Origin of the sequence: Zhihengliuella salsuginis, assembly GCF_014651715.1 — a bacterium.
Lineage (GTDB): Bacteria > Actinomycetota > Actinomycetes > Actinomycetales > Micrococcaceae > Zhihengliuella > Zhihengliuella salsuginis.
On sequence record NZ_BMXK01000002.1, the window covers coordinates 116,612 to 141,925 of the forward strand.

The following is a 25,314-nucleotide window of genomic DNA, read 5'->3' on the forward strand; positions in this document are numbered from 1 at the left end:
ACCTGAGGAGAAAAATGGCGATCATCCGCACGTTCCGCCGCAACGACGACGGCAGTCTCGACTTCCGCGAGGCCTGGTTCGAGGCGTACGAGAACGAGGAGGCGGGCCAGTTCGTGATCAACCACGGCGCGGTCGGCCACATGTCGACGACGAAGGACGTCAAGAACGTCGACGAGGAGACCGGCGCCTCGCTGCTGGCCGCGTTCGAGGCCCAGTGCGCCGAGGACGGCTACGCCGAGCTCCCGGCCGAGGAGCAGTTCTGGGCGATCGCCCAGTGGCCGGCCAAGACCGGCGGCGCCTACGCCGAGCGCCTGCGCGACACGGCCGTGCAGGTCCTGACCGGGCACCTCGCCTGGCGCGGGCTCGGCACGATCGAGGAGACCACCTTCGGCACCGGGACCCTGAACCTGCACATCCTCACCCCGGACCCCAAGAAGGTGGTGCCGGCGCTCAAGGCGGCCGTACGCGAGCACGACCTCGACCTGTCGAAGCTGCGCATCGGCATCGCACCGTTCGGGGAGCCGACGGCATTGAAGCAGAAGCACCCGAGCCCGCCGAAGCCGTTCAGCGTCGACTGATCAGCCGCCGCAACGAGAAAACGCTCCCCGCGCCGCCTGCAGTGCAGGCGGCGCGGGGAGCGTTTTCGTCTCTGGCCGGGGACTAGTCCGTGCCGGTGTCGAACGAGGCGCGCTCGAGGGCCTCGTCGGCAGCGCGGTCGTCCTCGGAGATCCGGGTGCCGCCCGTGATGGCGTCGGCGCCGCCGGCCTCCATGTCGCCGATGAGATCGCTCGTGGTGCCGCCGACCAGGCCCGACTTCGAGTACTGCTCGAGGCGGGTGCGCGAATCGGCGATGTCGAGGTTGCGCATGGTGAGCTGGCCGATGCGGTCGATCGGGCCGAAGGCGGCGTCGCCCACGCGCTCCATCGAGAGCTTCTCCGGGTGGTAGCTCAGGGCCGGCCCGGTGGTGTTGGCGATCGTGTAGTCGTCGCCGCGGCGCAGGCGCAGGGTGACCGAGCCGGTGACGGCGGAGCCGACCCAGCGCTGGATCGACTCGCGCAGCATGAGGGACTGCGGGTCCAGCCAGCGGCCCTCGTACATCAGGCGGCCGAGGCGGCGGCCCTGCTCGTGGTAGGTCGCCACGGTGTCCTCGTTGTGGATCGCGTTGAGCAGGCGCTCGTACGCGATGTGCAGCAGCGCCATGCCCGGTGCCTCGTAGATGCCGCGGGACTTGGCCTCGATGATGCGGTTCTCGATCTGGTCCGTCATGCCCAGGCCGTGGCGGCCGCCGATGGTGTTGGCCTCCATCACGAGGGCGACGGCGTCGGAGTACTCGGTGCCGTTGATGGCGACCGGGCGGCCGGCCTCGAAGTCGATGGTGACTTCTTCGGTGGCGATCTCGACCGAGTCGTCCCAGAACTTCACGCCCATGATCGGCTCGACGGTCTCCAGCGAGGTGTCGAGGTACTCGAGCGTCTTGGCCTCGTGGGTGGCGCCCCAGATGTTGGCGTCGGTGGAGTACGCCTTCTCGGCGGAGTCGCGGTACGGGAAGCCGTGCGCGGTCATCCACTCGCTCATCTCCTGGCGCCCGCCGAGCTCGTGCACGAACTGGGGGTCGAGCCACGGCTTGTAGATGCGCAGGTTCGGGTTGGCCATCAGCCCGTAGCGGTAGAACCGCTCGATGTCGTTGCCCTTGTAGGTGGAGCCGTCGCCCCAGACGTCCACGCCGTCGTTGCGCATGGCCTGGACCAGCAGCGTGCCGGTCACCGCGCGCCCGAGCGGGGTGGTGTTGAAGTAGGGCTTGCCGCCGGTGCGGATGTGGAACGCGCCGCACGCGAGGGCGACGAGGCCCTCCTCGACGAGCAGCGGCTTGCAGTCGACCAGGCACGACTTCTCAGCGCCGTACTCGACGGCGCGGCCCGGGATCGAGTCGATGTTCGTCTCGTCGTACTGGCCGAGGTCGCCGGTGTAGGTGTAGGGGATGGCGCCCTTGTCGCGCATCCAGGCGACGGCGACGGACGTGTCCAGGCCGCCGGAGAAGGCGATGCCGACGCGTTCGCCGACGGGGAGGGAGGTGAGGACTTTTGACATGCACCACAGCCTAGGCGGTTTCCGCCCGAAAAACAATTTTTATGCGTAACTGTGAATGACTATGCACAGGCCGTGACTGACTAGGCTGGGGGCACACGCCGCGACGCACAAGGAGAACCATGGAATACCGTCAGCTGGGGGCCTCGGGCCTGACCGTGTCGACCGTCGGACTGGGCTGCAACAACCTCGGCCGCGCCGGGTCGGCGACCGAGACGCAGGAGGGCGCGGACGTCGTCGTCCGGGCCGCGGTCGAGGCCGGGGTGACGCTGTTCGACACCGCCGACAACTACGGCGCCGAGCCGGGCCTCTCGGAGCGGCGCCTGGGCGCGGCCCTGGGGTCGGCGCGCGACGACGTCGTGGTCGCCACCAAGTTCGGGATGGATCTGCGCGGGGCCAACGGGGCGGACTTCTCGGCGCGGGGATCGCGCCGCTACGTCACCCGCGCGGTGGACGCCTCGCTGCGTCGGCTCGGGACGGACTACATCGATCTCTACCAGTTCCACACGCCTGATCCGGCCACGCCCGTCGAGGAGACGCTCGCCGCCCTCGACGACGCCGTGCGGGCCGGCAAGATCCGCTACATCGGCCACTCGAACCGGGCCGGCTGGCAGATCGCGGAGGCGGAATTCACCGCCCGGATGAGGGGGACGAACCGATTCGTCTCCAGCCAGTCCCACTACAACCTGATCGACCGCCGGGCCGAACTAGAGGTCCTGCCGGCGGCGGAGGCGTTCGGGCTCGGGGTGCTCCCGTACTTCCCCCTCGCCTCCGGCCTGCTGACGGGCAAGTACTCCTCCGGCCGGGCGCCGGAGGGCAGCCGGCTCGCCTCCCGCGAGGACAAGCTCGCCGCCGCCGACTGGGAGCAGCTGCGCCGCTTCGGGGACTTCGCCGCCGCCCGCGGTCTCGACGAGCTGACCGTCGCGTTCTCCTGGCTCGCGTCCCGCCCGGCCGTCTCCAGCGTGATCGCCGGCGCCACCCGCCCCGAGCAGATCGTGCAGAACGCCGCGGCCGCCTCCTGGGCGCCCTCGGTGGAGGACCTGGCCGAACTCGACGAGATCTTCCCGGCCCCCGAGAAGATCGCGCTGTTCTGAGATGCCCGACCTGCCCGAGCGCGTGAGGATCCTTCTCGACAACGACACCGGCATCGACGACGCCCTCGCGCTGGCCTACCTGGCCGCGTGCGAGCACGTCGAGCTCGTCGCCGTCACCAGCACGCCGGGCAACGTCGGCGTCGAGCAGGTCGCCGCCAACAACCGCGCCCTGCTCGCGCTCTGCGGCCGCCCCGACGTGCCCGTGCTGATCGGCGCGCGGGAGCCGCTGCAGATCCCGCTCGTCACGACGCCCGAGACCCACGGCCCCCAGGGCGTGGGCTACGCGGAGCTCGCCGCCCCGCCGGGACAGGCGGCGGACGGGACGACGACGGGGGCCGACGACGCCGTCGCGCACTGGATCCGCGCCGCCCGGGCGAACCCGGGGGAGCTGACCGCCCTGCTCACCGCGCCGCTGACGAACTTCGCGCACGCGCTGCGCGCCGAACCCGAGCTGCCGTGGCTGCTGAAGCGGGTCGTCATCATGGGCGGCGCCTTCTACCACCAGGGGAATACGACGCCGACCGCCGAGTGGAACACGCACGTGGACCCGCACGCCGCGAAGGAGGTGTTCGCCGCCTACACGGCCGCGGCCGGCGCGGGGCTCGAGGCCGGGAAGCTGCCGGTCCTGTGCTCCCTGGACACGACGGAGCGCTACGAGATGCAGCCGTCCCTGGTGGGCGAGCTCGCCGAGGCCGCCGGGTGCGCCGAGGCCGAACGGGTCCTGCCGGCCGACCCGGAGGGCTCGCGCAGCACGGCGTCGAACCCGCTGGTGCGGTACCTCTCCGACGCCCTGCGCTTCTACTTCGAGTTCCACCGGCACTACGACCAGGGGTACATCGCGCACGTGCACGACTACTTCGCCGCCGGGGTCGCCGCGGGGACGCTCGACTACCGCACCCGCGAGGCGGACGTCGACGTGGAGACGGAATCGCCGCTGCTCTTCGGCACCACCGTGGCCGACTTCCGCGGCCTGCGGGACCGGCCGGCGAACGCGCACGTGGTCTCCTGGAACGACCCGCCGGCCGGCTTCGCGGAGCTCGTCCGGCGCACCGGCGCCCTGGCGCGCCGCGTCGGGGAACAGGGAGGCGGCGGACCTGCAGCGGGCCCGGCGATCGGCTAGAATCGTGGATCGGCCCGAGGTGACATAGGGCCCTCCCGGCAACGATCCGCCGGCATCACCCGCATGCTGCCCCCGTGAGGAACACCCCTATGTCGCACCCCCTGACCCTGCCCGCCGCCGACCAGACCCGGCGCGGCCGCGGCCGCCTCCTGACAGCGCTCGGCATCGTCCTGCTGGCCGGGACGTACGCGGCCCTCGTGGCCACCCAGCCGGCGGGCCTCGTGGACGGGATCGGCCAGGGCGTCGCCCTCGCCACGTTCGGGGCCTACCTCGCCGCCGCGCTCCTGCTGCTCGCCGCGGCGCTGCCGCAGCTGCCGCCGGCCGCGCTGACGCTCATCCCGATCGCGTTGGCGCTGAACATCGTGCTCGGCCAGTTCGTCGGGTCCGTCATGATCCCGCTCTACCTGGACTCGATCGGCACAGTGCTCGTCGGGTTCCTCGCCGGCCGCCGTGCCGGTGCGGCCACCGGCATCCTCGGCACCCTGGTCTGGTCGCTGTTCAACCCGACCGTGCTGCCGTTCGCCGCCGGCGCCGCCCTCGTCGGGTTCCTCGCCGGGACGGCCGCCCGCATCGGCGCGGTGCGCCGCGTGTACCTGGCCCCGGTCGCGGGCCTCGTCGCCGGCGTGCTGGCCGGCGTGGTCTCCGCGCCGGTGGCCGCCTTCGTCTTCGGCGGCACCGCCGGCGTCGGCACCGGCGCCCTGGTCGGCGCGTTCCGGGCCATGGGCGACTCGCTGCTGGGCGCCGTCACCAAGCAGGCGCTCCTCTCCGACCCGGGAGACAAGGCGATCGTCTTTTTGGTCGTGGCCCTGCTCGTCTACGCGCTGCCGGCCCGCCTGACCTCCCGTTTCGACTTCGTGCGGCGCCACCGCGTCCTCGGCCGCCGCGCCGCCGGGTAGCCCGGCCCGCCCGTGCTCTCCGCCGCCCGCCTGCACCCGTTCACCCCGCTCGCCGTCGCCGCCGCCGTGGTCACCACGACGACGGCGCTCGGCACCTGGTGGGTCAGCCTCGCCGTCGTGCTCGGGTGCCTCGCGCTCGCCGCGGCCGCCGGGGTGCTGGCGCGCCTCGCGGTCGCTTCGCTCGCGATCCTCGCGCCGGCGTGGGGATCGCAGCTGATCATCCACGGGCTCGCGGGCCGCGCCGGCGAGCACGTGATCGCCGCGGCCGGGCCGCTGCGCGTCACCTCCGAGGGCCTGGAGACCGCCGCCGGGCTCGGGGCGCGCCTGGCAGTCCTCGTGGTCGCCGGGCTGCTGTGCGCGCTGCTCGTCGACACGCACGACCTCGTCGCCGCCGTCGACTCCTCGCCCGCGCCGCCGCAGGTCGGCTACCTCGTCGCGGCGACCCTCTCGCTGCTGCCGCAGCTGGCGGCCCGCCAGCGCGCGATCGGCGAGGCGCAGACGCTGCGCGGCGCCCGCGCCGGCCGCGGCCCGTCCGGCTGGTGGACCCGGCTGCGGCTGCGCGCCGTGCCGCTCGTGCTCTCCTCGGTCCACGACGCCGCCGACCGGGCGCCGCATCTGGCCGCCCGCGGCTTCCCGCCGCGCTCGCGCGTGACCCGGTTGCGCCGGGTGCCCGACTCGACCGCCCAGCGGCGGGTGCGGCGCCTCGCGCTCGCCGCCGCCGTCGTCGGACCTGTGGCGGTGCTCGGGGTCCCCGTCCTGCTTCCGGCGGGCGGGGCATGAGCGGGGTCGTGCGCGCCGAGATCGGGTCCTTCCGGTATGCGGCCGCCGGGGTCGACGCGCTCTCCGGCCTCGCGGTGGACATCTCCGCCGGCTCCCTGACCGGGATCGTCGGGGCCGCCGGGAGCGGCAAGTCCACGCTCGGGGCCGTCCTGGCCGGCCTGCTGCCGCGCGGGTCCCGGGGGCCGGCCCCCGGTGGCGGGCACGACGACGACCGGCTGAGCGGGCGGCTGGGCCTCGACGGCCAGCAGGTGGTCTTCGACGCCGACCACGCGCCGCGCATCGACGTGGCGGCGTGGGCGAGGCGCGTCGGGATGCTGCCTCAGGACGCCCGCCACTACCTCTCCGGGGTGCGCGCCACCGTGCGCGAGGAGCTCGCGTTCAGCCTCGAGAACGCCGGGACGCCGCGCTCGAGGATGCTCGCCGCCGTCGAGTCGGTCGCCGGCGAGCTGGGGATCGCCCATCTGCTCGACGCGTCCCCCGAGCGGCTCTCCGGAGGGCAGGAGCGGCTCGTGGCCATCGCCGCGCTGGCGGTGGCGGACCCCGGCGCCGTCGTGCTGGACGAGCCCCTGGCGGGGCTCGACGCCGACGCGCGCGCAGAGGTCGACGGGCTGATATCCCGGCTGCGCGAGCGGGGGACGGCGGTGGTCGTCATGTCCCACGCATTCGACGAGCTGGTCACGCGGGCGCGCACGGTGCACGTGCTCTCCGGTGGCCGGGCGGCGGCTTCCGGGGCGCCTTCCGAGGTGCGCGGGGCGGCGGAGGAGTGCGGCGTCCTCGTCGGAACCGGGGCTCCCGCGCCGGTGCCGGCCGGGCCGGCCGCCGGCGAGGCGCTGCTCGAGTTCGAGCGGGTGCGCCTGCGCTACCCGTCCGCGGCGGCGCCCGCCGTCGACGGGCTGAGCCTGCACGCGGACGCAGGCACGTGCGCGGCGCTGCTCGGGCCCAACGGGTCCGGGAAGACGACCGTGCTCAAGGCCGCGGCGGGCCTGCTGCGGCCCGAGGGCGGCCGCCTGCGCGTCGAGGAGCCGGGGCTGCTGCTGCAGAACCCGGCGGACCAGCTCTTCGAGCGAACGGTCGAACGCGAGGTCGGGTTCGGGTTGCGCGGCGGGCGGCGGAATCCCGCCGTCGCGGAGGTGCTGGGGCGGCTCGGCCTGGCGGGGGTCGCCGGGACGCACCCGTACGAGCTGCCGGCCTCCCAGCGGCGCCTCGTGGCGCTGGCGTCGGTGCTGGTGCGACGCCCGAGGGTGCTGCTGCTCGACGAGCCGACCGTTGCGCTCGACGCCGGCGGCCGGCGCCACCTGGTCGACGCGATCCGGTACGCGCTGGAGACGGGCGCCGCCGTGCTGCTGAGCACCCACGACGAGCCGTTCGCGGCCGCCGTGGCCCACCGCACCACCCGGCTGGAACGCGCGGCGCCGAACGGACCCTAGACGAAGACGACGACGTCGTCGCCGTCGATCTCGGCGGCGAAGCGCTCGAGCGGATCGTCGGCCGGGCCGGCGATCGCCGCGCCGTCCTCGGGGGAGAACTCGGAGTTGTGGCACGGGCACTGGAAGGCCTCGGCCTCGCCGACCATCACCTGGCAGCCCTGGTGCGTGCACAGCGCCCGGTAGGCGAGGACGTCGGTCTCGCTCGGCCGGAAGAGCAGGTAGTTCCGCCCGTCGATCTCGACCGAGAGCTTCGACCCGCGCGGCAGGTCGGAAACCGCTGCCACGACGTGCGGTTCGGCCTCGGTGCCGGCGGTCGGAACGGCCTGGGGCTCGGCGGGAGCCGAGCACGCGGCCAGCGCGGCCGCCGCGCCGGCGACGGGGGCGGCGGCGAGCACGCGCCGGCGGGACGTGGTGGAGAGTGCGGGGCGGATGCCCGCGGGCGTCGAATCGGTCATGGTGCCAGCTTACCGATCCGGCATACCGCGGGCACGGGTGCGGGGCGCATCAGCTGTGGAAGCGCCGGCCGTTGACCCGTTCGGACGCGCCGACCTGGTCCAGGTAGGGCGTGATGCCCCCGAGGTGCATCGGCCAGCCGGCGCCGAGGATCATGCACAGGTCCACGTCCTCGGCGCTCGCGACGACGCCCTCGTCCAGCAGCAGCCCGATCTCCTCCGCGAGGGCGTCCTGGGTGCGGGTCAGCAGCTCCCCGGAGCTCGACGGCGAGTCGCCGAAGGAGAGCAGCTCCGTGGTGGAGTCGGGGACTACGGGTGCGCCGTCGTCGTCCTTCTGCCACAGGCCGGTGATCCGGTGGTCGATCAGCGTCTGCAGGTTCGACGAGACGCGGAAGCGGTCGCCGAAGGCCGCGTGCAGGGACTCCATGACGTGCTGGGCGACCGGCAGGCCCACCATGGCGAGCAGCGTGAACGGCGTCATCGGCAGGCCCATGGGCCGCAGGGCGCGATCCGCGACGTCCGCGGGCGTGCCGTCGTCGTACGCGTTCTGCACCTCGCCCATGAGGCGCAGCAGGACCCGGTTGACGACGAACGCGGCCGCGTCCTGGACCAGCACGGCCGTCTTGCGCAGGCCCTTGGCGAGCGCGAAGGCGGTCGCGACGACGGCGTCGCCCGTCGCCGGGGTGGCCACGATCTCGACCAGCGGCATGACGGCCACCGGGTTGAAGAAGTGGAATCCGACGACGCGCTCCGGGTGGGCCAGGTCCGCGGTCATCTCGGTCACGGAGAGCGACGACGTGTTGGTCGCCAGGATGCACTCGGGGGAGACCGCGGCCTCGACCTCGGCGAAGACCTTCTTCTTGACCTCGAGCTCCTCGAACACGGCCTCGATGACGAGGTCGGCGTCGGCGAAGTCGGCCTTGTCGGTCGTGCCGACGACGAGGTCCTTCACGGCGGCGGCGTCCTCGGCGCGCATCCGGCCCTTGGCGACCTGTTTGTCGAGCTCGCCGCGGATGTAGGCCAGCCCGCGTTCGACGCGTTCGGCGTCGATGTCCGTGATCGTCACCGGGACGCGCAGCTGCGTGGCGAACAGCAGCGCGAACTGGCCCGCCATCAGGCCGGCGCCGACGACGCCGATGCGCTCCACGGGGCGGGCCAGCGCCGCATCCGGGGCGCCGGCGGGGCGCTTGGCGCGCTTCTGGACCAGGTCGAGGAACGCGTAGACGGTGTTGTGGAACTCGTGCGATGCCATGAGGGCCACGAGCGCGTCGACCTCGAGCCGGACGGACTCGGGCTGGCTCAGGTGCTGGCCGGCCTTCATCACCTCGAGCACCTTCAACGGAGCGGGCGCGGCGTTGGAGATCTTGGCCTCGACGAACGCGGAGGCCTTCTCGAGGGCCGCGTCCCAGCGCTCGGCCCCCTCCGGCGACGTCGGGTCGACGGCGTGCGGGCGGGGCACCTCGGCGCCGTCCAGGACGGAGGCCGCCCAGGCGACGGAGTCCTCCAGGAACGTCCCGTCGTCGAAGAGCGCATCCATGATGCCGAGCTCGTGCGCCTGCGCGGCCGACAGCGAGCGGTTGTTGTTCAGCGGGTTCTCGATCATGAGCTTCAGGGCCGCTTCGGGACCGATCAGGCGGGGCAGGCGGTAGGTTCCGCCCCAGCCCGGGACCAGGCCGATGAAGGCCTCCGGCAGGCCGAGTCCCTTCGCGCCGGCGGCCACCGTCCGGTAGTTCGCGGCGAGCGCGACCTCGAGGCCGCCGCCGAGGGCGACGCCGTTGACGAAGGCGAACGTCGGGACGCCCAGGTCCGCGAGGATCGCGTAGGCGGCGTGCCCGACCTCGGCCATCTGGCCGCCGAGAGTGCTGTCGCGCAGGGTCGAGACCGTGGACAGGTCGGCGCCGGCGACGAAGAAACCGGGCTTGCCGACGACGGCGACGCCGTGGATCTCGCCCCGGGCGGCGCGCTCGCGCTGGGCGGCGAGGGCGCGGCCGAACTCGATCAGGGAGTTCGGCCCGAGGGTCGTGGGGCGCTTGGCGTCGAGCCCGTTGTCGAGGGTGATCACCGCGAGCGTGCGGCCGCCGGGCAGCGCGTGGTCGGCGGTGGCGGAATGCGTGACGATCTCGTCAGGCACCTCGGCCGCGAGATCGGAGAAGCGCGCGAATTCGTCCTGGGCGGGTTCCTGCGTCATGGAGAGTCCTTTCGACGTGCGGTCAAACTCGGTGTGACCTGAACCATAGGTTACTCGTCGGTAATATCTGTGGCAATTGCGGCGTCGCCGCCGGCGAGCCACCGGGTGATCTCCGCCGCCGGCGCCGCGGGCACGCGGGAGCAGTTGGCGCCTGCCCACAGGTGCAGCAGCTCCGGATCGCCCGCCCCGGCCGCGGCGGCGCGCAGCGGGCGCGTGAGGTGGTGCACCGCCGGGTAGGCCGCCGGGGCCGCGTCGCCGATCTCGAGGGCGAGCGCGTTGGCCAGCGCCCGGGCCGGGCGGCCGGTGAAGGCCCGGGTGACGAGCGTGCCGCGCCCTCCGGCGGCGACCGCTGCCGCGTGCGTCCGGTTCGTGCCCGCCTCGTCGGCGAGGAGGTAGGCGGTGCCGGCCTGGACGTCGTCGGCGCCGAGACCGAGCATGAGGCGCACGTGCCCGGGCGTGTCGATGCCCCCGGCGGCCGTGACGTTCAGGCGCCCGCGCACGTCGGCGACGGCGTCGAGGACGGCCGGCAGCAGCTCGGCGAGGGGCCGGGTGTCCGGATCGGCGAGGGCGTCGTGGGTGCCGCGGTGCCCGCCCGCCTCGGGACCCTGCACGCAGAGCCCGTCGACACCGAGCGCGACGGCGGCCCTCGCCTCGGCCTCGTCCGTCACCGTCGCGACGGTCAGGGTGCCGCGGGCGCGCAGCTGCGCGACGTCGTCGTGCCCGGGCAGGCCGAACGTGAAGGAGACCAGGGCGGGCGGGGTCTCGAGCGCGCAGAGCGCGTCGATCTTGGCGCGGTAGTGGTCGTCGTCGTCCCAGGGCAGCTCGTCGACACCCGGCAGGGAGGCGCCGACGCGCTCGGCGTGCGGGAGCAGGCGTTGGCGGTAGGCGCCGACGGCCGCGCGCTGGCCGGCTTCGGGGGAGGGGACGAACAGGTTGATGCCGAAGGGTTCGGCGGTCAGCCCGCGTGTGGCGCGGACGGCCTCGAGCAGGCGCTCCGGCGTGAGGTAGCCGCCGGCGATGTAGCCGAGGCCGCCGGCCCCCGCGACGGCCGCGGCCAGCTCCGGCGTCGAGGGTCCGCCGGCCATGGGCGCCTGGACGATGGGCAGCGTGCGGTCGAGCATGGGGCCTCCCGGGTGGTGTCTTACGCGCCGATCGGATCCGGATCGAGGAACGCGACGGTGATGATCGGCGAGGTCAGGCGGATCTGCCATTCGCGGGCACCCAGATCCCGCAGGGCCGCGGCGACGGAGTCCGGGTCCACGGGCCGCGGCGGGTTCCACGCGACGCGGCGCAGGAAGTCCGGCGTCAGCAGGTTCTCCAGCGGGATGTTCAGCTCCTCGGCCTTGCGCGCCAGGCGCGGCTTCGCCGTGTTCAGGCGGGCGGCGGCCTCCGGGTTCTTCTCGGCCCAGACCCGCGGTGGGGGCGGGGTGTTCGAGGACAGGTGCATGGGCGGGAGGTCGTCGGTGCGGCGGGCCTCGTTCAGGGCCCGGATCCAGCGCGGCGCCTCCTTCGAGGCGGCGCGGCCGTGGAACCCGGGCGTGTTTAGCAGCGCGGGGACCGTGGCCGGCATGGCCTTGGCGGCCGCGACGATGGCCTTGTCGGGGATGATGCGCCCGGGGGCGACGTCGCGGTTCTCGGCGAGGGACTCGCGCTCGTACCAGAGCTCGCGGGCCGCCGCCAGCTGCACGCGGTCGCGCAGGGCGTGGATCCCCGAGGTGCGCCGCCACGGGTCCTGGCGCGGGGCCGGCGGCCCGGCAGCTCGGATGGCCGCGAACTCCTCGAGCGCGTAGTCGAGCTTGCCGTCCTCCTCCAGCAGTTCGACGAGCTCGGTGCGGAGGTCGACGAGGATCTCCACGTCGAGGGCCGCATAGGTGAGCCACGACTGCGGCAGGGGGCGCTTGGACCAGTCGGCCGCCGAATGCTCCTTGGCCAGCGCGAGCCCCAGCAGGGATTCGACGACGGCCCCCAGGCCGACGCGCGGGAGGCCGGCGATCCGCGCCCCCAGCTCGGTGTCGAAGAGGGCGTCCGGATGCATTCCGACGTCGGCCAGGCACGGCAGGTCCTGATTGGCGGCGTGCAGGATCCACTCGACGCCGCGCAGAGCCGTGTCGATCGGTTCGAGGTTCTCGAACGCCTCCGGGTCGATCAGCCACGTCCCGGCGCCTTCGCGGCGGATCTGGACGAGGAAGGCGCGCTGGCCGTACCGGAACCCCGAGGCGCGCTCGGCGTCGACGGCGGCCGGCCCGGTGCCGTTCGCGAGCGCCGCGGCCGCGCGGCGCAGCCCGGACTCGGTGTTGATGACCAGCGGCACGCCGTCCCGGGGCTCTTTCAAGGGCGTGGGGGGAGGAGGCATTTCTTCGCTGGTATCCGTCATGATGGCCCCCAGTCTACGTGGAACGGCCTGCAGGGGTGGGAATGAAGCGGCCCGCGGCCGGCGAAGTGGTCAGGTCAGGCGTCGGCGCGGCAGCGGGGTGACCCCCGGCGGCAGGGGCGGCAGCCCCGCGAAGGCGCACACCATGTCGGCCCAGGCCTCCAGATGGGCGGTCACGTCCGAATCGGCCGGCGTCCACGAGGCGCGCAGCTCGATGTCGATCGTCTGAGGTCGCTCGGAGAGCGTGCCGAAGCTCTCGGAGAGGACCCGGGTGGCGGTGCCTCCGGCATTGGCGTACCGGGCGCTGTGTTCCTCGAGTGCGTCCGAGAGCCACGTCCAGGCGACGGTCCCGAGCATCTCGTCGTTGCCCATCTGCGCGTCCAGCTCGGCGCGGATGTACGTCACGACCCGGAACCGCCCGTCCCAGACGGGGGAGCCCGCCGGGTCGAACAGGAGGATGAACCGGCCGGTGGCCAGTTCCGTCGCCTCTTCGCTGGGCGTATGGAAGAAGGCCGCTGCGGGCCCGTGGGCGGGGCGCTGGGCGGCCGCCGTCTTCTCGAAGACGTCCGCGGACAGGGCCACCCCGTACGGGGCCAGCCTGGCGGGCGCCGGGATCTCCTCGAGGGCGACCTCGGGCCGCGGCCCGGCGCGGCGCAGTGCCGTCAGCGCCTGAACGAATTCCGGCGGAGCGGCCGCCAATTCCCCGATACTTGCCACGCCCCCGATCCTAGGAGCGAGCTGGGAAAACGGGGGTCCGACTCGCCGGGCGGGGCGAACTACGTCTCCGCGCGCCGCCCGGCGGAGGCGTCCTACCGGCCGTCCATGGCGCGGGCGATCGCGGCCACGAACGCGTCGACGTCGTCCTCGGTCGTGTCGAAGGAGCACATCCAGCGCACCTCCGAGGCCGCCTCGTCCCAGTCGTAGAACTTGTACTGCTCGCGGACGGCGTCGGCCGCGGGCTTGGGGAGCCGGGCGAACACCGCGTTGGCCTCGGTCGCCTGCGTCGGCGTCACGCCGTCGATCGACTCGACGCCGGCGCGCAGGCGCTGGGCCATCGCGTTGGCGTGCCGGGCCGACTCGAGCCAGAGGCCGGTCCCGTAGAGGGCCACCAGCTGCGCGGAGATGAAGCGCATCTTGGAGGCCAGCTGCATGTTCATCTTCCGCAGGTACTTCAGGGAGTCGGCCAGCGCGGCGTCCTCCGGATCCAGCACGACCAGGGCCTCGCCGAACATGATCCCGTTCTTCGTCCCGCCGAGGGACAGGATGTCGATGCCCGCGTCCGTGGTGAAGTCGCGCAGCGGCAGATCCAGCGCCGCCGCCGCGTTGGACAGGCGCGCCCCGTCGGCGTGCACCCGCATCCCCTTCGCGTGGGCGTGATCCGTGATGGCCCGCAGCTCCTCGACCGAGTACAGGGTGCCCAGCTCGGTCGACTGGGTCAGCGAGACGGCGAGCGGCTGGGCGCGGTGCTCGTCGCCCCACCCCCAGGCCTCGCGGTCGATCAGCTCGGGGGTCAGCTTGCCGTCGGGCGTGGGCACGGTCAGCAGCTTCATGCCGCCGACGCGTTCGGGTGCCCCGTTCTCGTCCACGTTGATGTGGGCCGTCTCCGCGCAGACGACGGCGCCCCACCGCGGCAGCAGCGACTGCAGGGCCGTCACGTTGGCCCCGGTGCCGTTGAACACGGGGAAGACGGTCGCCCCGGCGCCGAAGTGGTGCTCGACGACGCCGCCGAGGGCGTGGGTGTAGTCGTCCACGCCGTAGGCGCCCTGGTGTCCCTCGTTCGCGGCCGCCAGGGCCGTGAGGATCTGCGGGTGGACCCCCGAGTAGTTGTCGGAGGCGAAGACGCGCAGTGCGGGGTCGTGCAGGCGCGCGGACGGGTCGGTGGGGAATGTGTTCTCGTTGCTCACGCCATTCAGGGTACCGACACCGGCGCTACTGCGGGGACGTTTCGCCGTCGTCGGCAGGGCGCAGGCTCAGGGACACGGAGTTGATGCAGAAGCGCTGATCGGTCGGCGTCGCGTACCCCTCGCCCTCGAACAGGTGTCCCAGATGGGAGTCGCAGGTGCCGCAGCGCACCTCGACGCGGACCATGCCCATCGACTCGTCGCGCAGGTACCGGACGCGTCCCTCGGCCAGCGGCGCGAAGAAGGACGGCCAGCCGCAGTGCGAGTCGAACTTCTCACGGCTCGTGAAGAGCTCGGCGCCGCACGCGCGGCAGGCGTACACGCCTTCGGTGTGCGTGTCCCAGTACTCGCCCGTGTACGGGCGCTCGGTACCGGCCTGCCGCAGAACCTGGTACTCGGCGGGGGAGAGCTCCCGCTTCCACTCGTCGTCGGACTTGGTGACTTTGGGCTGCTGGGCCTCGGAGGCTGAATTTTCACTCACACCTTGGTCAACGTCTGGGAGTCGGCTGAGATTCCCGGCCTGCGGGGGCGGCGCGCTTTGACCGGCGTCCCGCGGTTGACATGATGGGGGCATGTCGCGTCAGAAAGCCGTGCACCACTCGAATACGGGCCGGGACCGTTGGGCCGTCCCCGTCAAATGGGGCATCGTCGGTGCCGTGGCGGGGGCTGCTGCCGGATCCCTGTTCGCCACCGCCGTCTCGGGCCTGGCCAGCTACTTCGCCCGGCAGATCGTGACGCCGGCCAGGGAGCGGGCGGAGGTCATCGAGATCCTCGCCGTCGTCCCGTCGCCGGAGCCGACCCACGGCGGGGCGGGTCCGCAGGACGCCTCCCACGGCCGGCACAGCGCGGCCACCGCCGCGGTCGGCTGGGACATCATCCTGCCGGCCCGCGCGGAGACCACCGTGCCCGGGACCTATTCACTGTTCTTCGACTCGGGCCGGGGCCACGCGAGGATCGGCGGGATCGTCTCGTTCGCACCCGCCGACGGAACCGTCACGCGCCACGTCGAGCGTGTCTACGAGGGCGACCTGCTGACCGCCGTCCGCGGGCGCTGGTCCGGCGTCATCTACCCGACGCCGCAGGCCATGGGGTACGCGTACGACGACGTCGAGGTGCCTGTCCAGGGCGGCGTCTCCCAGTCCTGGCTCGTCGCCGGGGCGCACCGCCGCGACACGTGGGCGATCATGGTGCACGGCCGCGGGTCCAACCGCCTGGAGACGATCCGCGGGCTGCCGGTGGCCCACCAGCTCGGGATGACCAGCCTGCTGTTGTCCTACCGCAACGACGGGTTCGCTCCCGAGGCCGAGGACCAGCGCTACGGCCTCGGCAGCACCGAATGGCAGGACGTCGACGCGGCCATCGAGTACGCCTTGGCGGGCGGCGCCCGGGAGATCGTCCTGTTCGGTTGGTCCATGGGCGGGGCCATCTGCCTCCAGACGGTGGACAAGTCGCGCCACGCGCACCAGATCTCCGCGCTCGTCCTCGACGGGCCCGTGGTCGACTGGATCGACGTCCTCGCCCACCAGGCGCGCATCAACCGCATCCCAGAATCCGTCGGCCGCCTCGGCCAGTGGCTCATCGGGCACCGGGCCGGGCGCCTCGTGACCGGGCTGGCGGCCCCCGTGGACCTGAAGGAGCTGAACTGGGTCGACCGTGCGGACCACCTGCGCACGCCGACGCTCATCCTGCACAGCGAAGACGACGACTTCGTGCCCATCGGCCCGTCCGCTGCCCTCGCCGAGCTGAACCCGGGCCTCGTGACGTTCGAGCGCTTCACCCGGGCCCGGCACACGCACGAATGGAACGTGGACCCGCAGCGCTGGGACGACACCGTGCGCACGTGGCTCGGCGCCCGGCTCGACGCCCCGGCCCCGGGGCACCACGGCGGCGGCTAGCCCGAGGCGAGCCCCGCCGTCGTACCGCCGGAGACGGCGAGCAGATCCGCCGGGGCCAGCTCGATCTCCAGCCCCCGCCGGCCGCCGGAGACGAAGATCGTCCCTGCTTCCGCCGACAGCGCCGAGACGTCCAGCGCGAGGCGGTGGCGCTGCCGCTGCCCCAGCGGGGAGATCCCGCCCAGCACGTAGCCGGTGAGCCGCTCGGCCACCGCCGGGTCCGCGAGCGACGCCCGCTTGGCGCCGAACGCGGCCGCCGCCGCCTTCAGATCGAGCCGTCCGGTGACGGGGACGACGGCGGTCGCGTACTCCTCGGCGGTGGTACCGGAGGCGCCGCCGCGCACGGACTCGAGCCGCACCATCAGGGTCTTGAACACGCGCGCCGCGTCGACGCCGAGCGCCCGTGCCGCCTCCGACCCGAACGACTCGGCGGCCGGGTCGTGCACGTAGGTGTGGACGGCGAAGGGCACCCCGGCCGCAGTCAACTCTCCTGCGGCCGGCGTGCCTTTCCCGTGGCGCCTCTTCCTGCCCATACGTTCCCCTAGGCTGCGAGCGCCTCGTTGATCTTCCGCTTGATGCGCCCCAGCATCGCGGTCATGCCGCGCATGCGCAGGGGCGTGATCGCGCGGGTCAGGCCCAGCTGGTTCGGCATGTCGTCCGGCACCGCGAGGATCTCCGCGGCCGGCCTGCCGTTCAGGCCCTCGGCGAGCACCGACGCGAACCCGCGGGTCGTCGGCGCCTCCGGGGGCGCGGAGAAGTAGAGGCCGACCGTCCGCGGCTCCGACTCCTCGACCTCCACGGTCAGGAACAGCGGCGTCTGGCACTCGACGACCTGCTCCAGGAGTTCCGGATGGTCGGCGAACCGCTCCGGCAGCTCCGGCAGGGCGTCCGAGAACTCGAGCAGCAGCTCGAGCCGCTCCGCCTCCGTGAGGGCGTTGAAGTCGTCCACGATCTCCGCGAGCTCGGCGGGCATCGATCCGGCCACGGCCTACGCACCCGCCTTCGCGGCGCCGGGCGCCTCGCCCGGTTCGGTGCCCTTGACGATCGGGACGCGCACGGCGTTGCCCCACTCGGTCCAGGAGCCGTCGTAGTTGCGGACGTTCTCGAAGCCGAGGAGGTGCTCGAGCACGAACCACGTGTGGCTCGAGCGCTCGCCGATGCGGCAGTACGCGACGACGTCGTCGCCGGGGGCGAGGCCGGCCTCGCCGAGGTAGATCCCCTCGAGGGCGTCGCGCTGCTTGAACGTCCCGTCCTCCTCCGCCGCCCTGGCCCAGGGGACCGACGCCGCGGACGGGATGTGGCCGCCGCGCAGCGCGCCCTCCTCCGGGTAGGCGGGCATGTGGGTGCGCTCGCCGGAGTACTCCTCGGGGGAGCGCACATCGATCAGCGGTCCGTTGCCCAGGTGGGCGAGCACATCGTCCTTGTAGGCGCGGATGACGGAGTCGTCGCGCTCGACGACGGGGTAGTCGGCGGCCGTCCGCTCCGGCTTCTCGCGGGTCAGCTCGCGGTCCTCGGCGATCCACTTGTCGCGGCCGCCGTCGAGCAGGCGCACGTCCTCGTGGCCGAAGAGCGTGAACACCCACAGGGCGTACGCGGCCCACCAGTTGGACTTGTCGCCGTAGATCACCACGGTGTCGTCGCGGCTGATGCCCTTGGCGCTCATCAGCGCGGCGAAACCGGCGCCGTCGACGTAGTCGCGGGTGACCTCGTCGTTGAGCTCGGTGTGCCAGTCGACCTTGACGGAGCCGGGGATGTGTCCCGTGTCGTAGAGGAGGATGTCCTCGTCGGACTCCACCACGACCAGGGAGTCGGCACCGAGATTCTCGGCCAGCCACTCCGTGGAGACGAGGCGTTCGGGGTGGGCGTAGGCGGAAAACTTCTCGTTGGCGTCGGCAGCAACGGGCATCGTGCACCTCGGTTCACTTGTAGACAACATGGAGCAGCCTCCAGCCTACTGCCGTCGAGGCCCCGGCCGCGCCCCGGCGTCGTCCGGCGTTACACGCCCGCCCGGCCGCCGACGGGACGCGCACGTGCGTCCGGGCCGCGGGGCCGCGTAAAGTTGCCGTGGCGGCATCGACGCCGCGCTCCAACCGAAGGACCTTTCACCCGTGCCCACGATCGAACACCTCACCGAACGCACGCCGCACGTCTCACCCGAGGACCTGCTGGACGGCTTCGAACCGTCCTACCGGTTCGGCGATGTCTCGTTCGACTCCTACATCCCGGACCCCAACCAGCCGTCGCAGACGATCGCCGTGACGAAGCTGCGCGAATTCGCCGAGTCCATGACGGCCGGCGGCGGGGGATTCCTGGGCAAGCTGTTCGGCAAGTCCAAGAAGCCGGCCAAGACGGGGCTCTACCTCGACGGAGGGTTCGGCGTCGGCAAGACCCACCTGCTGGCCTCGCTCTGGCATTCTGCTCCGGGCCCCAAGGCGTTCGGCACGTTCGTCGAGTACACGAACCTCGTCGGCGCGCTCTCCTTCCGCAAGACGGTGGATGTCCTGAAGGGGTACCGGCTCGTCTGCATCGACGAGTTCGAGCTCGACGACCCGGGCGACACGGTCCTCATGTCCCGCCTGATGCGGGAGCTCTCCGATGCCGGGGTCAGGCTGGTCGCGACGTCCAACACCCTCCCCGGCGCCCTCGGCGACGGGCGCTTCGCGGCGGCCGACTTCAAGCGGGAGATCCAGGTCCTCGCGGACCAGTTCGAGGTGGTCCGGGTCGACGGCGAGGACTACCGCCACCGCGGTCTGCCGGAGGCCCCCGCCACGCTCGACGACGACGCGCTCGAGGCGTTCGCGGCCGAGCGCTTCGGAGACAAGACGCTCGCCGTCGACGACTTCGCCGAGCTGACCGAGCACCTCCAGCGCGTGCACCCGAGCCGGTACCGGCAGCTGATGGACGGCATCGACGTCCTGGTGCTGCACAACGTCTCGACGATCACCGAGCAGTCCCTGGCGCTGCGCTTCGTGGTGCTCGCCGACCGCCTCTACGACCGCGACGTGCCGATCGTCGCCTCGGGCGTCTCCTTCAGCGAGCTGTTCACCCCCGAGATGATGGCCGGCGGCTACATGAAGAAGTACTTCCGCGCCGTGTCCCGGCTGACCGCCCTGGCGCGCAACGGCCAGGTTGCGGAGTCGGCCGCCTGATGTAGGGGCGCCCCTGGCGGATGGGGCCCGCTCCGCGCTCGTCGCGGGGCGGGCTTCGTCGTCTCCGCCGCGTGGGCGGAGGCGTGTGGGCGGGCCCCGCGGTTGTAGGAGCCGGAGAACGTGTTCATGGCGGGCACTGCGGCGCGGAGGGTCGAGCGATCCGGCGATATCCGGGCTCAACGTCGTCCACTCGGCAACGAGAGGGGTCCGCCCGAGGAACTGCACCGATTGTCGCCGAACCGATGCCTGGAAGCGCGCGGGGGACACGGGGGCGGTGTGCAGGAGGCGGAAACGACGAAAGCCCCGGTCCGAGGACCGGGGCTTTCGTTCATGTGGAGCGGACAACGAGATTCGAACTCGCGACCTCCACCTTGGCAAGGTGGCGCTCTAGCCAGCTGAGCTATGTCCGCAGATCGCCTCTGCCGGCCGGAGCCCGCAGAGGCGAATCAGGAATCCTTGGCGAGAAGGATTCTCGAGTGGGCGATACTGGGTTCGAACCAGTGACCTCTTCCGTGTCAGGGAAGCGCGCTACCGCTGCGCCAATCGCCCTTGTCAGGGTTGCAATCGCTGTAAGCGAGGTGGGGACGGGATTCGAACCCGCGTAAACGGCTTTGCAGGCCGCTGCCTCGCCTCTCGGCCACCCCACCATGTCCGAGAACAATATCCGGGGACATCGTTCCTGGGCGGTCGTGAAGACCTTACAGTGTCTTGCGAGCGGACAACGAGATTCGAACTCGCGACCTCCACCTTGGCAAGGTGGCGCTCTAGCCAGCTGAGCTATGTCCGCATGTCGAGATCGCGGCCTTTCCGGAGACTTTGTTCGTCGCCGTCCCGGCCGCGTTCCAACGAGTAAAAACTCTATACGAGTGGTTCGGGGGTGTGCAAATCGAGGTGTCCGATTCGGGGCTTCAGCCGGCCTTTTCGGGGCCCACAAGGGCGATCGCGGCCCGGAATCACGGGGGTGAAGAAGTTTTCAGAATATTTTCGGCCGGCGCCCCGGACGGCGGGTTTCGTGCCAGAATCGGTGCCATGACAGCCCCGAGACTCGCCCAGCAGACCGAACACGGCCGGATGTACGCGCGATCGGTGGGCGGCGCGCTCGAAGTGCCCTCCATCACGACCGTCATCTCCCAGGCGGCCATGGACCTGACCGGGTGGGCCGGGCACATGGCGGCGACCGCCGTCGTGCAGGACGAGAAGCTGGCCGCGGCCGTCGGCCAGCCGGGCCGGCTCAAGGCGATCGCCCGCGAGGCCTCCCGCGCGGCCGAGGTGTTCCGCGACGCGGCGGCGGAACGCGGCGACCGGGTGCACGCCTACTGCGAGCAGCTGGCGCTGCGGGACCTGGGGCCGGAGCACGCGCTCGAGGCGACGCGGGCGGCGCTGGCCGGGAACGGCGAGACGGCCTTCGCCGACCGCGTCGACGAGTGGTGGGAGCTGTACGGGGTGCGGCCGATCGCGGCCGAGGCCACGGTGTGGAACAAGACCGTGGGGTACGCCGGCACGCTCGACCTCGTGGCTGAGATCGGCGGCAAGCTGTGCCTGATCGACTTCAAGACCAAGGGCACCACGCGCGACGGGCGGGCGAAGGCGCTGGATCCCAAGGTGGGCATGCAGCTCGCCGCCGGCTACAAGGCCGAGGAGCTGTGCACCGACGCCGACGCCGGAACGTGGGTGCCGTGGCCCTACGGGGGAGAGGCCCCGATGCTCCTCGGCGTCGCGATCGCGGAGACGGAGGTCGTGGTCCAGCAGGCCAGCCCCGAGACCCTGCCGACCCAGTGGCGGCGGTTCTGGGCGCTGCGGCAGGTGTGGGAGACGGGGCGCGCCCTCGCCGAGGCGGGGCCCGCACTGCGCCCCATCGGCCCACCGGCCGCCGCGGGCGTCTAGACTGGTCGGGCCCGGCGGACCACCAGACCACAGCACATTGAGTGCCGCACGCCCGCGCCGGGCCCGCGCCCACGACTGGACGCGATCAGAGGGCGCCCGCGGCAGCTGAGGAGCAGAACGTGGCCGTACTGCAGATCCGGATCGTCGGCGATCCCGTCCTGCGCTCACCCGCCCAGGAAGTCACCGAGTTCGGGCCCGAGCTGGCCCGCCTCGTCGCGGACATGGAGGAGACCATGCGCGACGTCGAGGGCGCGGGTCTCGCGGCGCCCCAGGTGGGCGTCGGGCTGAGGGTGTTCACCTACGACATCGACGGGCACGCCGGCTACGTCGTCAACCCGGTGATCGAGGTCTCCGACGAGCGCCAGCCGCTCGGATCCGAAGGCTGCCTCTCCGTGCCGGGCCTCGGGTACGAGACCGGGCGCCCGGACCGGGCCCGGGTCCGCGGCGTGGACGTGGACGGCAACCCCGTCGAGGTCGAGGGCACCGGGATGCTCGCACGCTGCCTGCAGCACGAGTGCGACCACCTCGACGGCCGGCTCTACATCGACCGGCTCGCCGGGGAGCCCCGCAAGGACGCGATGCGCCGCATCCGCGCCGCCGATTTCAACCGGGTCTCCGGCTCCACCGTCGCCTCCCGCGCCGAGCGCGTGGGCAGCGCCTTCGGCCGCGGCGCGCTGAACGGGGGCGGGCGATGAAGGTCCTCTTCGCCGGCACGCCGGCCGTCGCCGTCCCCTCGCTGCGCCGCCTCGTGGCGGACGGGTACGACGTCGTCGCCGTCCTCACGCGCGAGGACGCCCCGCTGGGGCGCAAACGCGTCTTGACCCCCTCTCCGGTGGCCGCCGCCGCCGCCGAGCTCGGCCTGGCCACGATCAAGGCCAACCGGATCACCCCCGCGGCGAAGGAGGCGATCGCCGCCGCCGGCGCCGATGTGGCCGCGATCGTCGCCTACGGCGGGCTCGTCCCGGCCGACGCGCTCGCGATCCCCGAGCACGGGTGGATCAACCTCCACTTCTCCCTGCTTCCGGCCTGGCGCGGCGCGGCCCCCGTCCAGCACGCGGTCATCGCCGGCGACGACGTCACGGGCGCGGTCACCTTCCAGCTGGAGGCCGGGCTCGACACGGGCCCCGTGTTCGGCCAGCTGACGCAGGCCGTCGACCCGTCGACCACGAGCGGCGAGCTGCTCGATGACCTCGCCGAGTCCGGGTCCGTCCTCCTCTCCCAGACGCTCGCGGGCGTCGACGCCGGCCGGCTGGCCCCCGTGCCGCAGTCGGGCGATGCCACACACGCGCCGAAGCTGACCATCGACGACGGCCGCATCGACTTCGCACAGCCGGCCCTGGCCATCCGCCGCCGCATCAACGGTGTCACGCCCGAGCCCGGCGCGTGGACGACTCTCGACGGCGCCCGGTTCAAGATCGGCCCGCTCCGCCGCGACGCCTGGAACGGGGCGTCGACGCGCGAGGCCACCCGCGCGCTCGCCGAGGAGCACCCGCCCCTCGCCGCGCTCGAACCCGGCCGCGTGTTCATCGTCCCCGGCAAGAACCCCCGCCCCTTCGTGGGGACGGGCTCGCACCCCATCGAGCTCGAAACAGTCCAGCCGGCCGGCAAGAAGATGATGCCGGCCACCGATTGGGCACGCGGCGGCGCGGCTCAGGAAGCGAAGTTCGCATGAGCGCGCAGCAAGGCGGCCAGCGCCGCAACGACAAGGGCCGCGAGCGCAACCGCGGCGGAACCCGCAGTTTCAGCTCCTCGGCCCCGGCCGCCCGCAAGCGCCGGGCCGACCCGGCCCGCCTCGTGGCCTTCGAGGTCCTGCGCGCCGTCTCCTCCGACGACGCCTACGCCAACCTCGTGCTGCCGGCCCGCCTGCGCCGGTACAATCTCGGCGCCCGCGATGCCGGCTTCGCCACGGAGCTCACCTACGGCGCCCTGCGCGGGCAGGGCCTGTACGACGCCGTCCTGTCGCGCTGCGTCGACCGACCGCTGAAGCGGCTGGACGCCCCCGTCCTCGACGCGCTGCGCCTCGGGGCGCACCAGCTGCTGGCCATGCGCGTGCCGAACCACGCCGCCCTCGACGAGACGGTGGCACTGACCCGCGCAGAGATCGGCGCCGGCGCGTCCGGCCTCGTCAACGCCGTGCTGCGCAAGGTCTCCGCCCGGAGCCTCGAGGAGTGGACTCAGGAGCTGACCGCGTCCGTCGCCGACGACACCGCCCGCGCGGCCATCGCGCACAGCCACCCGGAGTGGATCGTGCGCGCCCTGCGCCAGGGGCTCGCCGCCCACGGCCGCGGCGTCGACGAGATCGAGCAGCTGCTCGCCGCCGACAACGCGCCACCCGTCGTCAACCTCGTCGCCCTGCCCGGACTCGGCGACACCGGCGGGATCCTCGAACACGGCGGCACTGCCGGAACGCTCGCCCCCGATTCCGTGCTGTACGACGGCGGCGACCCCTCGCGGCTCGAGCCGGTGCGTTCCGGCACGGTCCGGGTGCAGGACGCCGGTTCGCAGCTCGTCGCCCGCGCGCTCGCCGAGGCACCGTTGACGGGTGAGGACTCCCGGTGGCTGGACCTGTGCGCCGGCCCGGGCGGCAAGGCGGCCCTGCTCGGCGCCCTGGCCGCGCAGCGCGGGGCCCGCCTCGAGGCCAACGAGGTCGCACCGCACCGCGCCACCCTGGTCGAGAACGCGCTGGCCGCCGTGCCGGAGACGGCGTGGAGCGTCGTCGCCGGCGACGGGCGCCGCTACGGGCAGCAGGACGCGAAGTTCGACCGCATCATGCTCGACGCCCCCTGCTCCGGCCTCGGCGCGCTGCGCCGCCGGCCCGAATCGCGGTGGCGCAAGACCCCGGACGACATCCCGGAGCTCACCGGACTGCAGACCGACCTCCTCGACGCGGCCGTGGCCGCGCTGCGGCCCGGCGGCGTCCTGGCCTACGTGACGTGCTCGCCGCACCCGGCCGAGACGACCGCCGTCGTGCTGGACGCCCTGGCCCGCCACCCGAAGCTCACCGCGCTCGACGCCGAGGCGGCACTGGACGCCGTCGCACTGGAGCCGACCGGCTCCGGGGCGGACGTCCCCGGCCGGCGCGGCGCACCCGTGCCCGGCGCGCGGACGGCCCAGCTGTGGCCGCACGTGCACGCCACGGACGCCATGTTCATGGCGCTCTTCACCCTCGAACCCTAGGCTGAGAGCCTGACCAAGACACGCAAGGGACCTCAATGACCAACTGCCGCATCCACCCGAGCATCCTCTCCGCCGACTTCGCCAACCTGGAGTCGGAACTGCGCCGCATCCACACGGCCGACGCGGTCCACGTGGACGTGATGGACAACCACTTCGTGCCGAACCTCACGCTGGGGCTGCCGATCGTGCAGCGGCTGCAGCAGGTTTCCGGCCTGCCGCTGGACGTGCACCTGATGATCGAGGACGTCGACCGGTGGGCGCCGGGGTTCGCCGAGGCGGGCGCGCAGTCCGTGACCTTCCACGCGGAGGCCTCCAACGCGCCCGTCAAGCTCGCGCGCGACCTGCGCTCCTCCGGGGCGCGCGCCGCGATGGCGCTGCGGCCGGCCACGCCGATCGAGCCGTACCTCGACATGCTGCCCGAGCTCGACATGGTCCTGATCATGACCGTCGAGCCCGGCTTCGGCGGCCAGTCGTTCCTGGACATGACGCTGCCGAAGATCCGCCGCACCCGCGCGGCGATCGAGGGCTCCGGGCTGCCGATCGCCCTGCAGGTCGACGGCGGCATCTCCCGCGACACGATCCTGCGCGCGGCCGAGGCCGGCGCGGACGTCTTCGTGGCCGGGAGCGCGGTGTACGGGGCCGACGAGCCGAGCGTGGCCATCGACACGTTGCGCAACGTGGTCACGACGATGCATACTCCTGTGGTCTAATTCAAAACGTACAACTCAACGTGCTCCGGGGTCGGTGAAAGTCCGAACCGGCGGTGACAGTCCGCGACCCGGCCGTCTCGAGGCGTCCTCCCCGACGGGAGACGCCGCGGATGGCCGGTTGAACCGGTGAAATTCCGGTACCGACAGTTAAAGTCTGGATGGGAGAAGCACGTACAGCCACGGCTCGG

Annotated in this window: 24 protein-coding genes, 4 tRNA genes and 1 riboswitch; of the genes, 13 read left to right on the forward strand and 15 right to left on the reverse strand. The window is 72.8% G+C overall.

Annotated features, from left to right (window positions below):
* Window positions 1-14: 14 nt before the first annotated feature.
* Complete coding sequence (locus IE069_RS02585; protein WP_189348559.1) at window positions 15-578, forward strand: hypothetical protein; 564 nt, start codon at window positions 15-17, stop codon at window positions 576-578.
* Window positions 579-660: 82 nt separating this feature from the next.
* On the opposite strand, the gene argG is transcribed toward IE069_RS02585, so the two are convergent.
* Entirely contained in the window at window positions 661-2,088 is a 1,428-nt protein-coding gene (gene argG / locus IE069_RS02590; RefSeq protein ID WP_189348560.1) for an argininosuccinate synthase, read from the reverse strand.
* A gap of 119 nt (window positions 2,089-2,207) precedes the next feature.
* On the opposite strand from argG, the gene IE069_RS02595 reads away from it, so the two are divergent.
* From IE069_RS02595 to IE069_RS02615, 5 genes are all read left to right on the forward strand, one after another.
* Window positions 2,208-3,179 carry an aldo/keto reductase gene (locus tag IE069_RS02595; RefSeq protein ID WP_189348561.1) on the forward strand — a complete coding sequence of 324 codons (972 nt, stop codon included), beginning with the start codon at window positions 2,208-2,210 and terminating at the stop codon, window positions 3,177-3,179.
* Window position 3,180: 1 nt separating this feature from the next.
* The gene (locus tag IE069_RS02600) at window positions 3,181-4,299 is read left to right on the forward strand and encodes a nucleoside hydrolase (RefSeq protein ID WP_189348562.1); all 1,119 of its coding nucleotides are present in this window, start codon (window positions 3,181-3,183) and stop codon (window positions 4,297-4,299) included.
* An 89-nt stretch (window positions 4,300-4,388) separates the two neighbouring features.
* Window positions 4,389-5,195 (forward strand): ECF transporter S component, encoded by an 807-nt coding sequence (locus IE069_RS02605; protein ID WP_189348563.1) that lies wholly within the window; start codon window positions 4,389-4,391, stop codon window positions 5,193-5,195.
* Window positions 5,196-5,207: 12 nt separating this feature from the next.
* On the forward strand, window positions 5,208-5,975 hold the full coding sequence (locus IE069_RS02610; RefSeq protein ID WP_189348564.1) for an energy-coupling factor transporter transmembrane component T family protein: 768 nt from the start codon (window positions 5,208-5,210) through the stop codon (window positions 5,973-5,975).
* Window positions 5,972-7,402: an ABC transporter ATP-binding protein gene (locus IE069_RS02615; protein ID WP_189348565.1), complete on the forward strand. Its 1,431-nt coding sequence runs from the start codon at window positions 5,972-5,974 to the stop codon at window positions 7,400-7,402. Before IE069_RS02610 ends, IE069_RS02615 begins: the two co-directional genes overlap by 4 nt.
* Here IE069_RS02615 and IE069_RS02620 read toward each other — a convergent pair.
* The 7 genes from IE069_RS02620 to msrB form a co-directional block, all read right to left on the reverse strand.
* Complete coding sequence (locus IE069_RS02620) at window positions 7,399-7,857, reverse strand: Rieske (2Fe-2S) protein (protein ID WP_189348566.1); 459 nt, start codon at window positions 7,855-7,857, stop codon at window positions 7,399-7,401. The two genes, IE069_RS02615 and IE069_RS02620, sit on opposite strands and share 4 nt — an antisense overlap.
* Before the next feature lie 49 nt (window positions 7,858-7,906).
* Window positions 7,907-10,042, reverse strand: coding sequence for a 3-hydroxyacyl-CoA dehydrogenase NAD-binding domain-containing protein (locus IE069_RS02625; protein ID WP_189348567.1), 2,136 nt, complete (start codon window positions 10,040-10,042; stop codon window positions 7,907-7,909).
* A 50-nt stretch (window positions 10,043-10,092) separates the two neighbouring features.
* Entirely contained in the window at window positions 10,093-11,163 is a 1,071-nt protein-coding gene (locus IE069_RS02630) for a nitronate monooxygenase (RefSeq protein ID WP_189348568.1), read from the reverse strand.
* A gap of 20 nt (window positions 11,164-11,183) precedes the next feature.
* Window positions 11,184-12,416, reverse strand: a complete 1,233-nt coding sequence (locus tag IE069_RS02635; RefSeq protein WP_189348569.1) for an HRDC domain-containing protein — start codon at window positions 12,414-12,416, stop codon at window positions 11,184-11,186.
* 69 nt (window positions 12,417-12,485) lie between these two features.
* Window positions 12,486-13,121, reverse strand: a complete 636-nt coding sequence (locus IE069_RS02640; RefSeq protein ID WP_189348751.1) for a DUF3000 domain-containing protein — start codon at window positions 13,119-13,121, stop codon at window positions 12,486-12,488.
* A gap of 101 nt (window positions 13,122-13,222) precedes the next feature.
* Window positions 13,223-14,317 carry a threonine aldolase family protein gene (locus tag IE069_RS02645; RefSeq protein ID WP_189348570.1) on the reverse strand — a complete coding sequence of 365 codons (1,095 nt, stop codon included), beginning with the start codon at window positions 14,315-14,317 and terminating at the stop codon, window positions 13,223-13,225.
* Between the two features lie 25 nt (window positions 14,318-14,342).
* Complete coding sequence (msrB, locus tag IE069_RS02650) at window positions 14,343-14,795, reverse strand: peptide-methionine (R)-S-oxide reductase MsrB (protein ID WP_229790903.1); 453 nt, start codon at window positions 14,793-14,795, stop codon at window positions 14,343-14,345.
* A gap of 91 nt (window positions 14,796-14,886) precedes the next feature.
* Between msrB and IE069_RS02655 the strand changes: the two genes are divergently transcribed.
* Window positions 14,887-16,209, forward strand: a complete 1,323-nt coding sequence (locus IE069_RS02655; RefSeq protein ID WP_189348572.1) for an alpha/beta hydrolase family protein — start codon at window positions 14,887-14,889, stop codon at window positions 16,207-16,209.
* On the opposite strand, the gene IE069_RS02660 is transcribed toward IE069_RS02655, so the two are convergent.
* The 3 genes from IE069_RS02660 to IE069_RS02670 are packed head-to-tail and all read right to left on the reverse strand — an operon-like array spanning window position 16,206 to window position 18,112.
* Window positions 16,206-16,739, reverse strand: coding sequence for an aminoacyl-tRNA deacylase (locus IE069_RS02660; RefSeq protein ID WP_189348573.1), 534 nt, complete (start codon window positions 16,737-16,739; stop codon window positions 16,206-16,208). The two genes, IE069_RS02655 and IE069_RS02660, sit on opposite strands and share 4 nt — an antisense overlap.
* A gap of 8 nt (window positions 16,740-16,747) precedes the next feature.
* Window positions 16,748-17,179 carry a SufE family protein gene (locus IE069_RS02665; RefSeq protein ID WP_189348752.1) on the reverse strand — a complete coding sequence of 144 codons (432 nt, stop codon included), beginning with the start codon at window positions 17,177-17,179 and terminating at the stop codon, window positions 16,748-16,750.
* Between the two features lie 15 nt (window positions 17,180-17,194).
* Window positions 17,195-18,112 carry a sulfurtransferase gene (locus IE069_RS02670; protein ID WP_189348574.1) on the reverse strand — a complete coding sequence of 306 codons (918 nt, stop codon included), beginning with the start codon at window positions 18,110-18,112 and terminating at the stop codon, window positions 17,195-17,197.
* Between the two features lie 202 nt (window positions 18,113-18,314).
* Between IE069_RS02670 and zapE the strand changes: the two genes are divergently transcribed.
* The gene (zapE, locus tag IE069_RS02675) at window positions 18,315-19,355 is read left to right on the forward strand and encodes a cell division protein ZapE (RefSeq protein WP_189348575.1); all 1,041 of its coding nucleotides are present in this window, start codon (window positions 18,315-18,317) and stop codon (window positions 19,353-19,355) included.
* A 333-nt stretch (window positions 19,356-19,688) separates the two neighbouring features.
* Here zapE and IE069_RS02680 read toward each other — a convergent pair.
* The 4 genes from IE069_RS02680 to IE069_RS02695 form a co-directional block, all read right to left on the reverse strand.
* Window positions 19,689-19,765: transfer RNA gene (locus IE069_RS02680), tRNA-Gly, on the reverse strand.
* 67 nt (window positions 19,766-19,832) lie between these two features.
* A tRNA-Val gene (locus IE069_RS02685) sits at window positions 19,833-19,904 on the reverse strand.
* A gap of 27 nt (window positions 19,905-19,931) precedes the next feature.
* Window positions 19,932-20,002 (reverse strand) — tRNA-Cys (locus IE069_RS02690).
* Window positions 20,003-20,068: 66 nt separating this feature from the next.
* A tRNA-Gly gene (locus IE069_RS02695) sits at window positions 20,069-20,142 on the reverse strand.
* 242 nt (window positions 20,143-20,384) lie between these two features.
* Here IE069_RS02695 and IE069_RS02700 point away from each other — a divergent pair.
* The 5 genes from IE069_RS02700 (at window position 20,385) to rpe (ending at window position 25,126) form a co-directional block, all read left to right on the forward strand.
* Complete coding sequence (locus IE069_RS02700; RefSeq protein ID WP_189348576.1) at window positions 20,385-21,239, forward strand: PD-(D/E)XK nuclease family protein; 855 nt, start codon at window positions 20,385-20,387, stop codon at window positions 21,237-21,239.
* A 119-nt stretch (window positions 21,240-21,358) separates the two neighbouring features.
* Window positions 21,359-21,934 (forward strand): peptide deformylase, encoded by a 576-nt coding sequence (gene def, locus IE069_RS02705; RefSeq protein WP_189348577.1) that lies wholly within the window; start codon window positions 21,359-21,361, stop codon window positions 21,932-21,934.
* The gene (locus tag IE069_RS02710) at window positions 21,931-22,911 is read left to right on the forward strand and encodes a methionyl-tRNA formyltransferase (protein ID WP_189348578.1); all 981 of its coding nucleotides are present in this window, start codon (window positions 21,931-21,933) and stop codon (window positions 22,909-22,911) included. The genes def and IE069_RS02710 overlap by 4 nt, the downstream gene beginning before the upstream one ends.
* Window positions 22,908-24,416 carry an RsmB/NOP family class I SAM-dependent RNA methyltransferase gene (locus IE069_RS02715; RefSeq protein WP_189348579.1) on the forward strand — a complete coding sequence of 503 codons (1,509 nt, stop codon included), beginning with the start codon at window positions 22,908-22,910 and terminating at the stop codon, window positions 24,414-24,416. The genes IE069_RS02710 and IE069_RS02715 overlap by 4 nt, the downstream gene beginning before the upstream one ends.
* A 35-nt stretch (window positions 24,417-24,451) precedes the next feature.
* A complete protein-coding gene (gene rpe / locus IE069_RS02720) occupies window positions 24,452-25,126 on the forward strand; it encodes a ribulose-phosphate 3-epimerase (RefSeq protein ID WP_189348580.1) in 675 nt (224 codons plus the stop codon).
* 17 nt (window positions 25,127-25,143) lie between these two features.
* A riboswitch (FMN riboswitch) is annotated at window positions 25,144-25,300 on the forward strand.
* The last annotated feature ends 14 nt before the right edge of the window (window positions 25,301-25,314 follow it).

What these genes read in the sequence shown, in the direction of transcription:
- IE069_RS02585 (WP_189348559.1), top strand. Translation starts at nt 15, where the DNA reads ATGGCGATCATCCGCACGTTCCGCCGCAACGACGACGGCAGTCTCGAC.
- argG (WP_189348560.1), bottom strand. Translation starts at nt 2,088, where the DNA reads ATGTCAAAAGTCCTCACCTCCCTCCCCGTCGGCGAACGCGTCGGCATC.
- IE069_RS02595 (WP_189348561.1), top strand. Translation starts at nt 2,208, where the DNA reads ATGGAATACCGTCAGCTGGGGGCCTCGGGCCTGACCGTGTCGACCGTC.
- IE069_RS02600 (WP_189348562.1), top strand. Translation starts at nt 3,181, where the DNA reads ATGCCCGACCTGCCCGAGCGCGTGAGGATCCTTCTCGACAACGACACC.
- IE069_RS02605 (WP_189348563.1), top strand. Translation starts at nt 4,389, where the DNA reads ATGTCGCACCCCCTGACCCTGCCCGCCGCCGACCAGACCCGGCGCGGC.
- IE069_RS02615 (WP_189348565.1), top strand. Translation starts at nt 5,972, where the DNA reads ATGAGCGGGGTCGTGCGCGCCGAGATCGGGTCCTTCCGGTATGCGGCC.
- IE069_RS02620 (WP_189348566.1), bottom strand. Translation starts at nt 7,857, where the DNA reads ATGACCGATTCGACGCCCGCGGGCATCCGCCCCGCACTCTCCACCACG.
- IE069_RS02625 (WP_189348567.1), bottom strand. Translation starts at nt 10,042, where the DNA reads ATGACGCAGGAACCCGCCCAGGACGAATTCGCGCGCTTCTCCGATCTC.
- IE069_RS02630 (WP_189348568.1), bottom strand. Translation starts at nt 11,163, where the DNA reads ATGCTCGACCGCACGCTGCCCATCGTCCAGGCGCCCATGGCCGGCGGA.
- IE069_RS02635 (WP_189348569.1), bottom strand. Translation starts at nt 12,416, where the DNA reads ATGACGGATACCAGCGAAGAAATGCCTCCTCCCCCCACGCCCTTGAAA.
- IE069_RS02655 (WP_189348572.1), top strand. Translation starts at nt 14,887, where the DNA reads ATGTCGCGTCAGAAAGCCGTGCACCACTCGAATACGGGCCGGGACCGT.
- IE069_RS02660 (WP_189348573.1), bottom strand. Translation starts at nt 16,739, where the DNA reads ATGGGCAGGAAGAGGCGCCACGGGAAAGGCACGCCGGCCGCAGGAGAG.
- IE069_RS02665 (WP_189348752.1), bottom strand. Translation starts at nt 17,179, where the DNA reads ATGCCCGCCGAGCTCGCGGAGATCGTGGACGACTTCAACGCCCTCACG.
- IE069_RS02670 (WP_189348574.1), bottom strand. Translation starts at nt 18,112, where the DNA reads ATGCCCGTTGCTGCCGACGCCAACGAGAAGTTTTCCGCCTACGCCCAC.
- IE069_RS02700 (WP_189348576.1), top strand. Translation starts at nt 20,385, where the DNA reads ATGACAGCCCCGAGACTCGCCCAGCAGACCGAACACGGCCGGATGTAC.
- IE069_RS02710 (WP_189348578.1), top strand. Translation starts at nt 21,931, where the DNA reads ATGAAGGTCCTCTTCGCCGGCACGCCGGCCGTCGCCGTCCCCTCGCTG.
- IE069_RS02715 (WP_189348579.1), top strand. Translation starts at nt 22,908, where the DNA reads ATGAGCGCGCAGCAAGGCGGCCAGCGCCGCAACGACAAGGGCCGCGAG.
- rpe (WP_189348580.1), top strand. Translation starts at nt 24,452, where the DNA reads ATGACCAACTGCCGCATCCACCCGAGCATCCTCTCCGCCGACTTCGCC.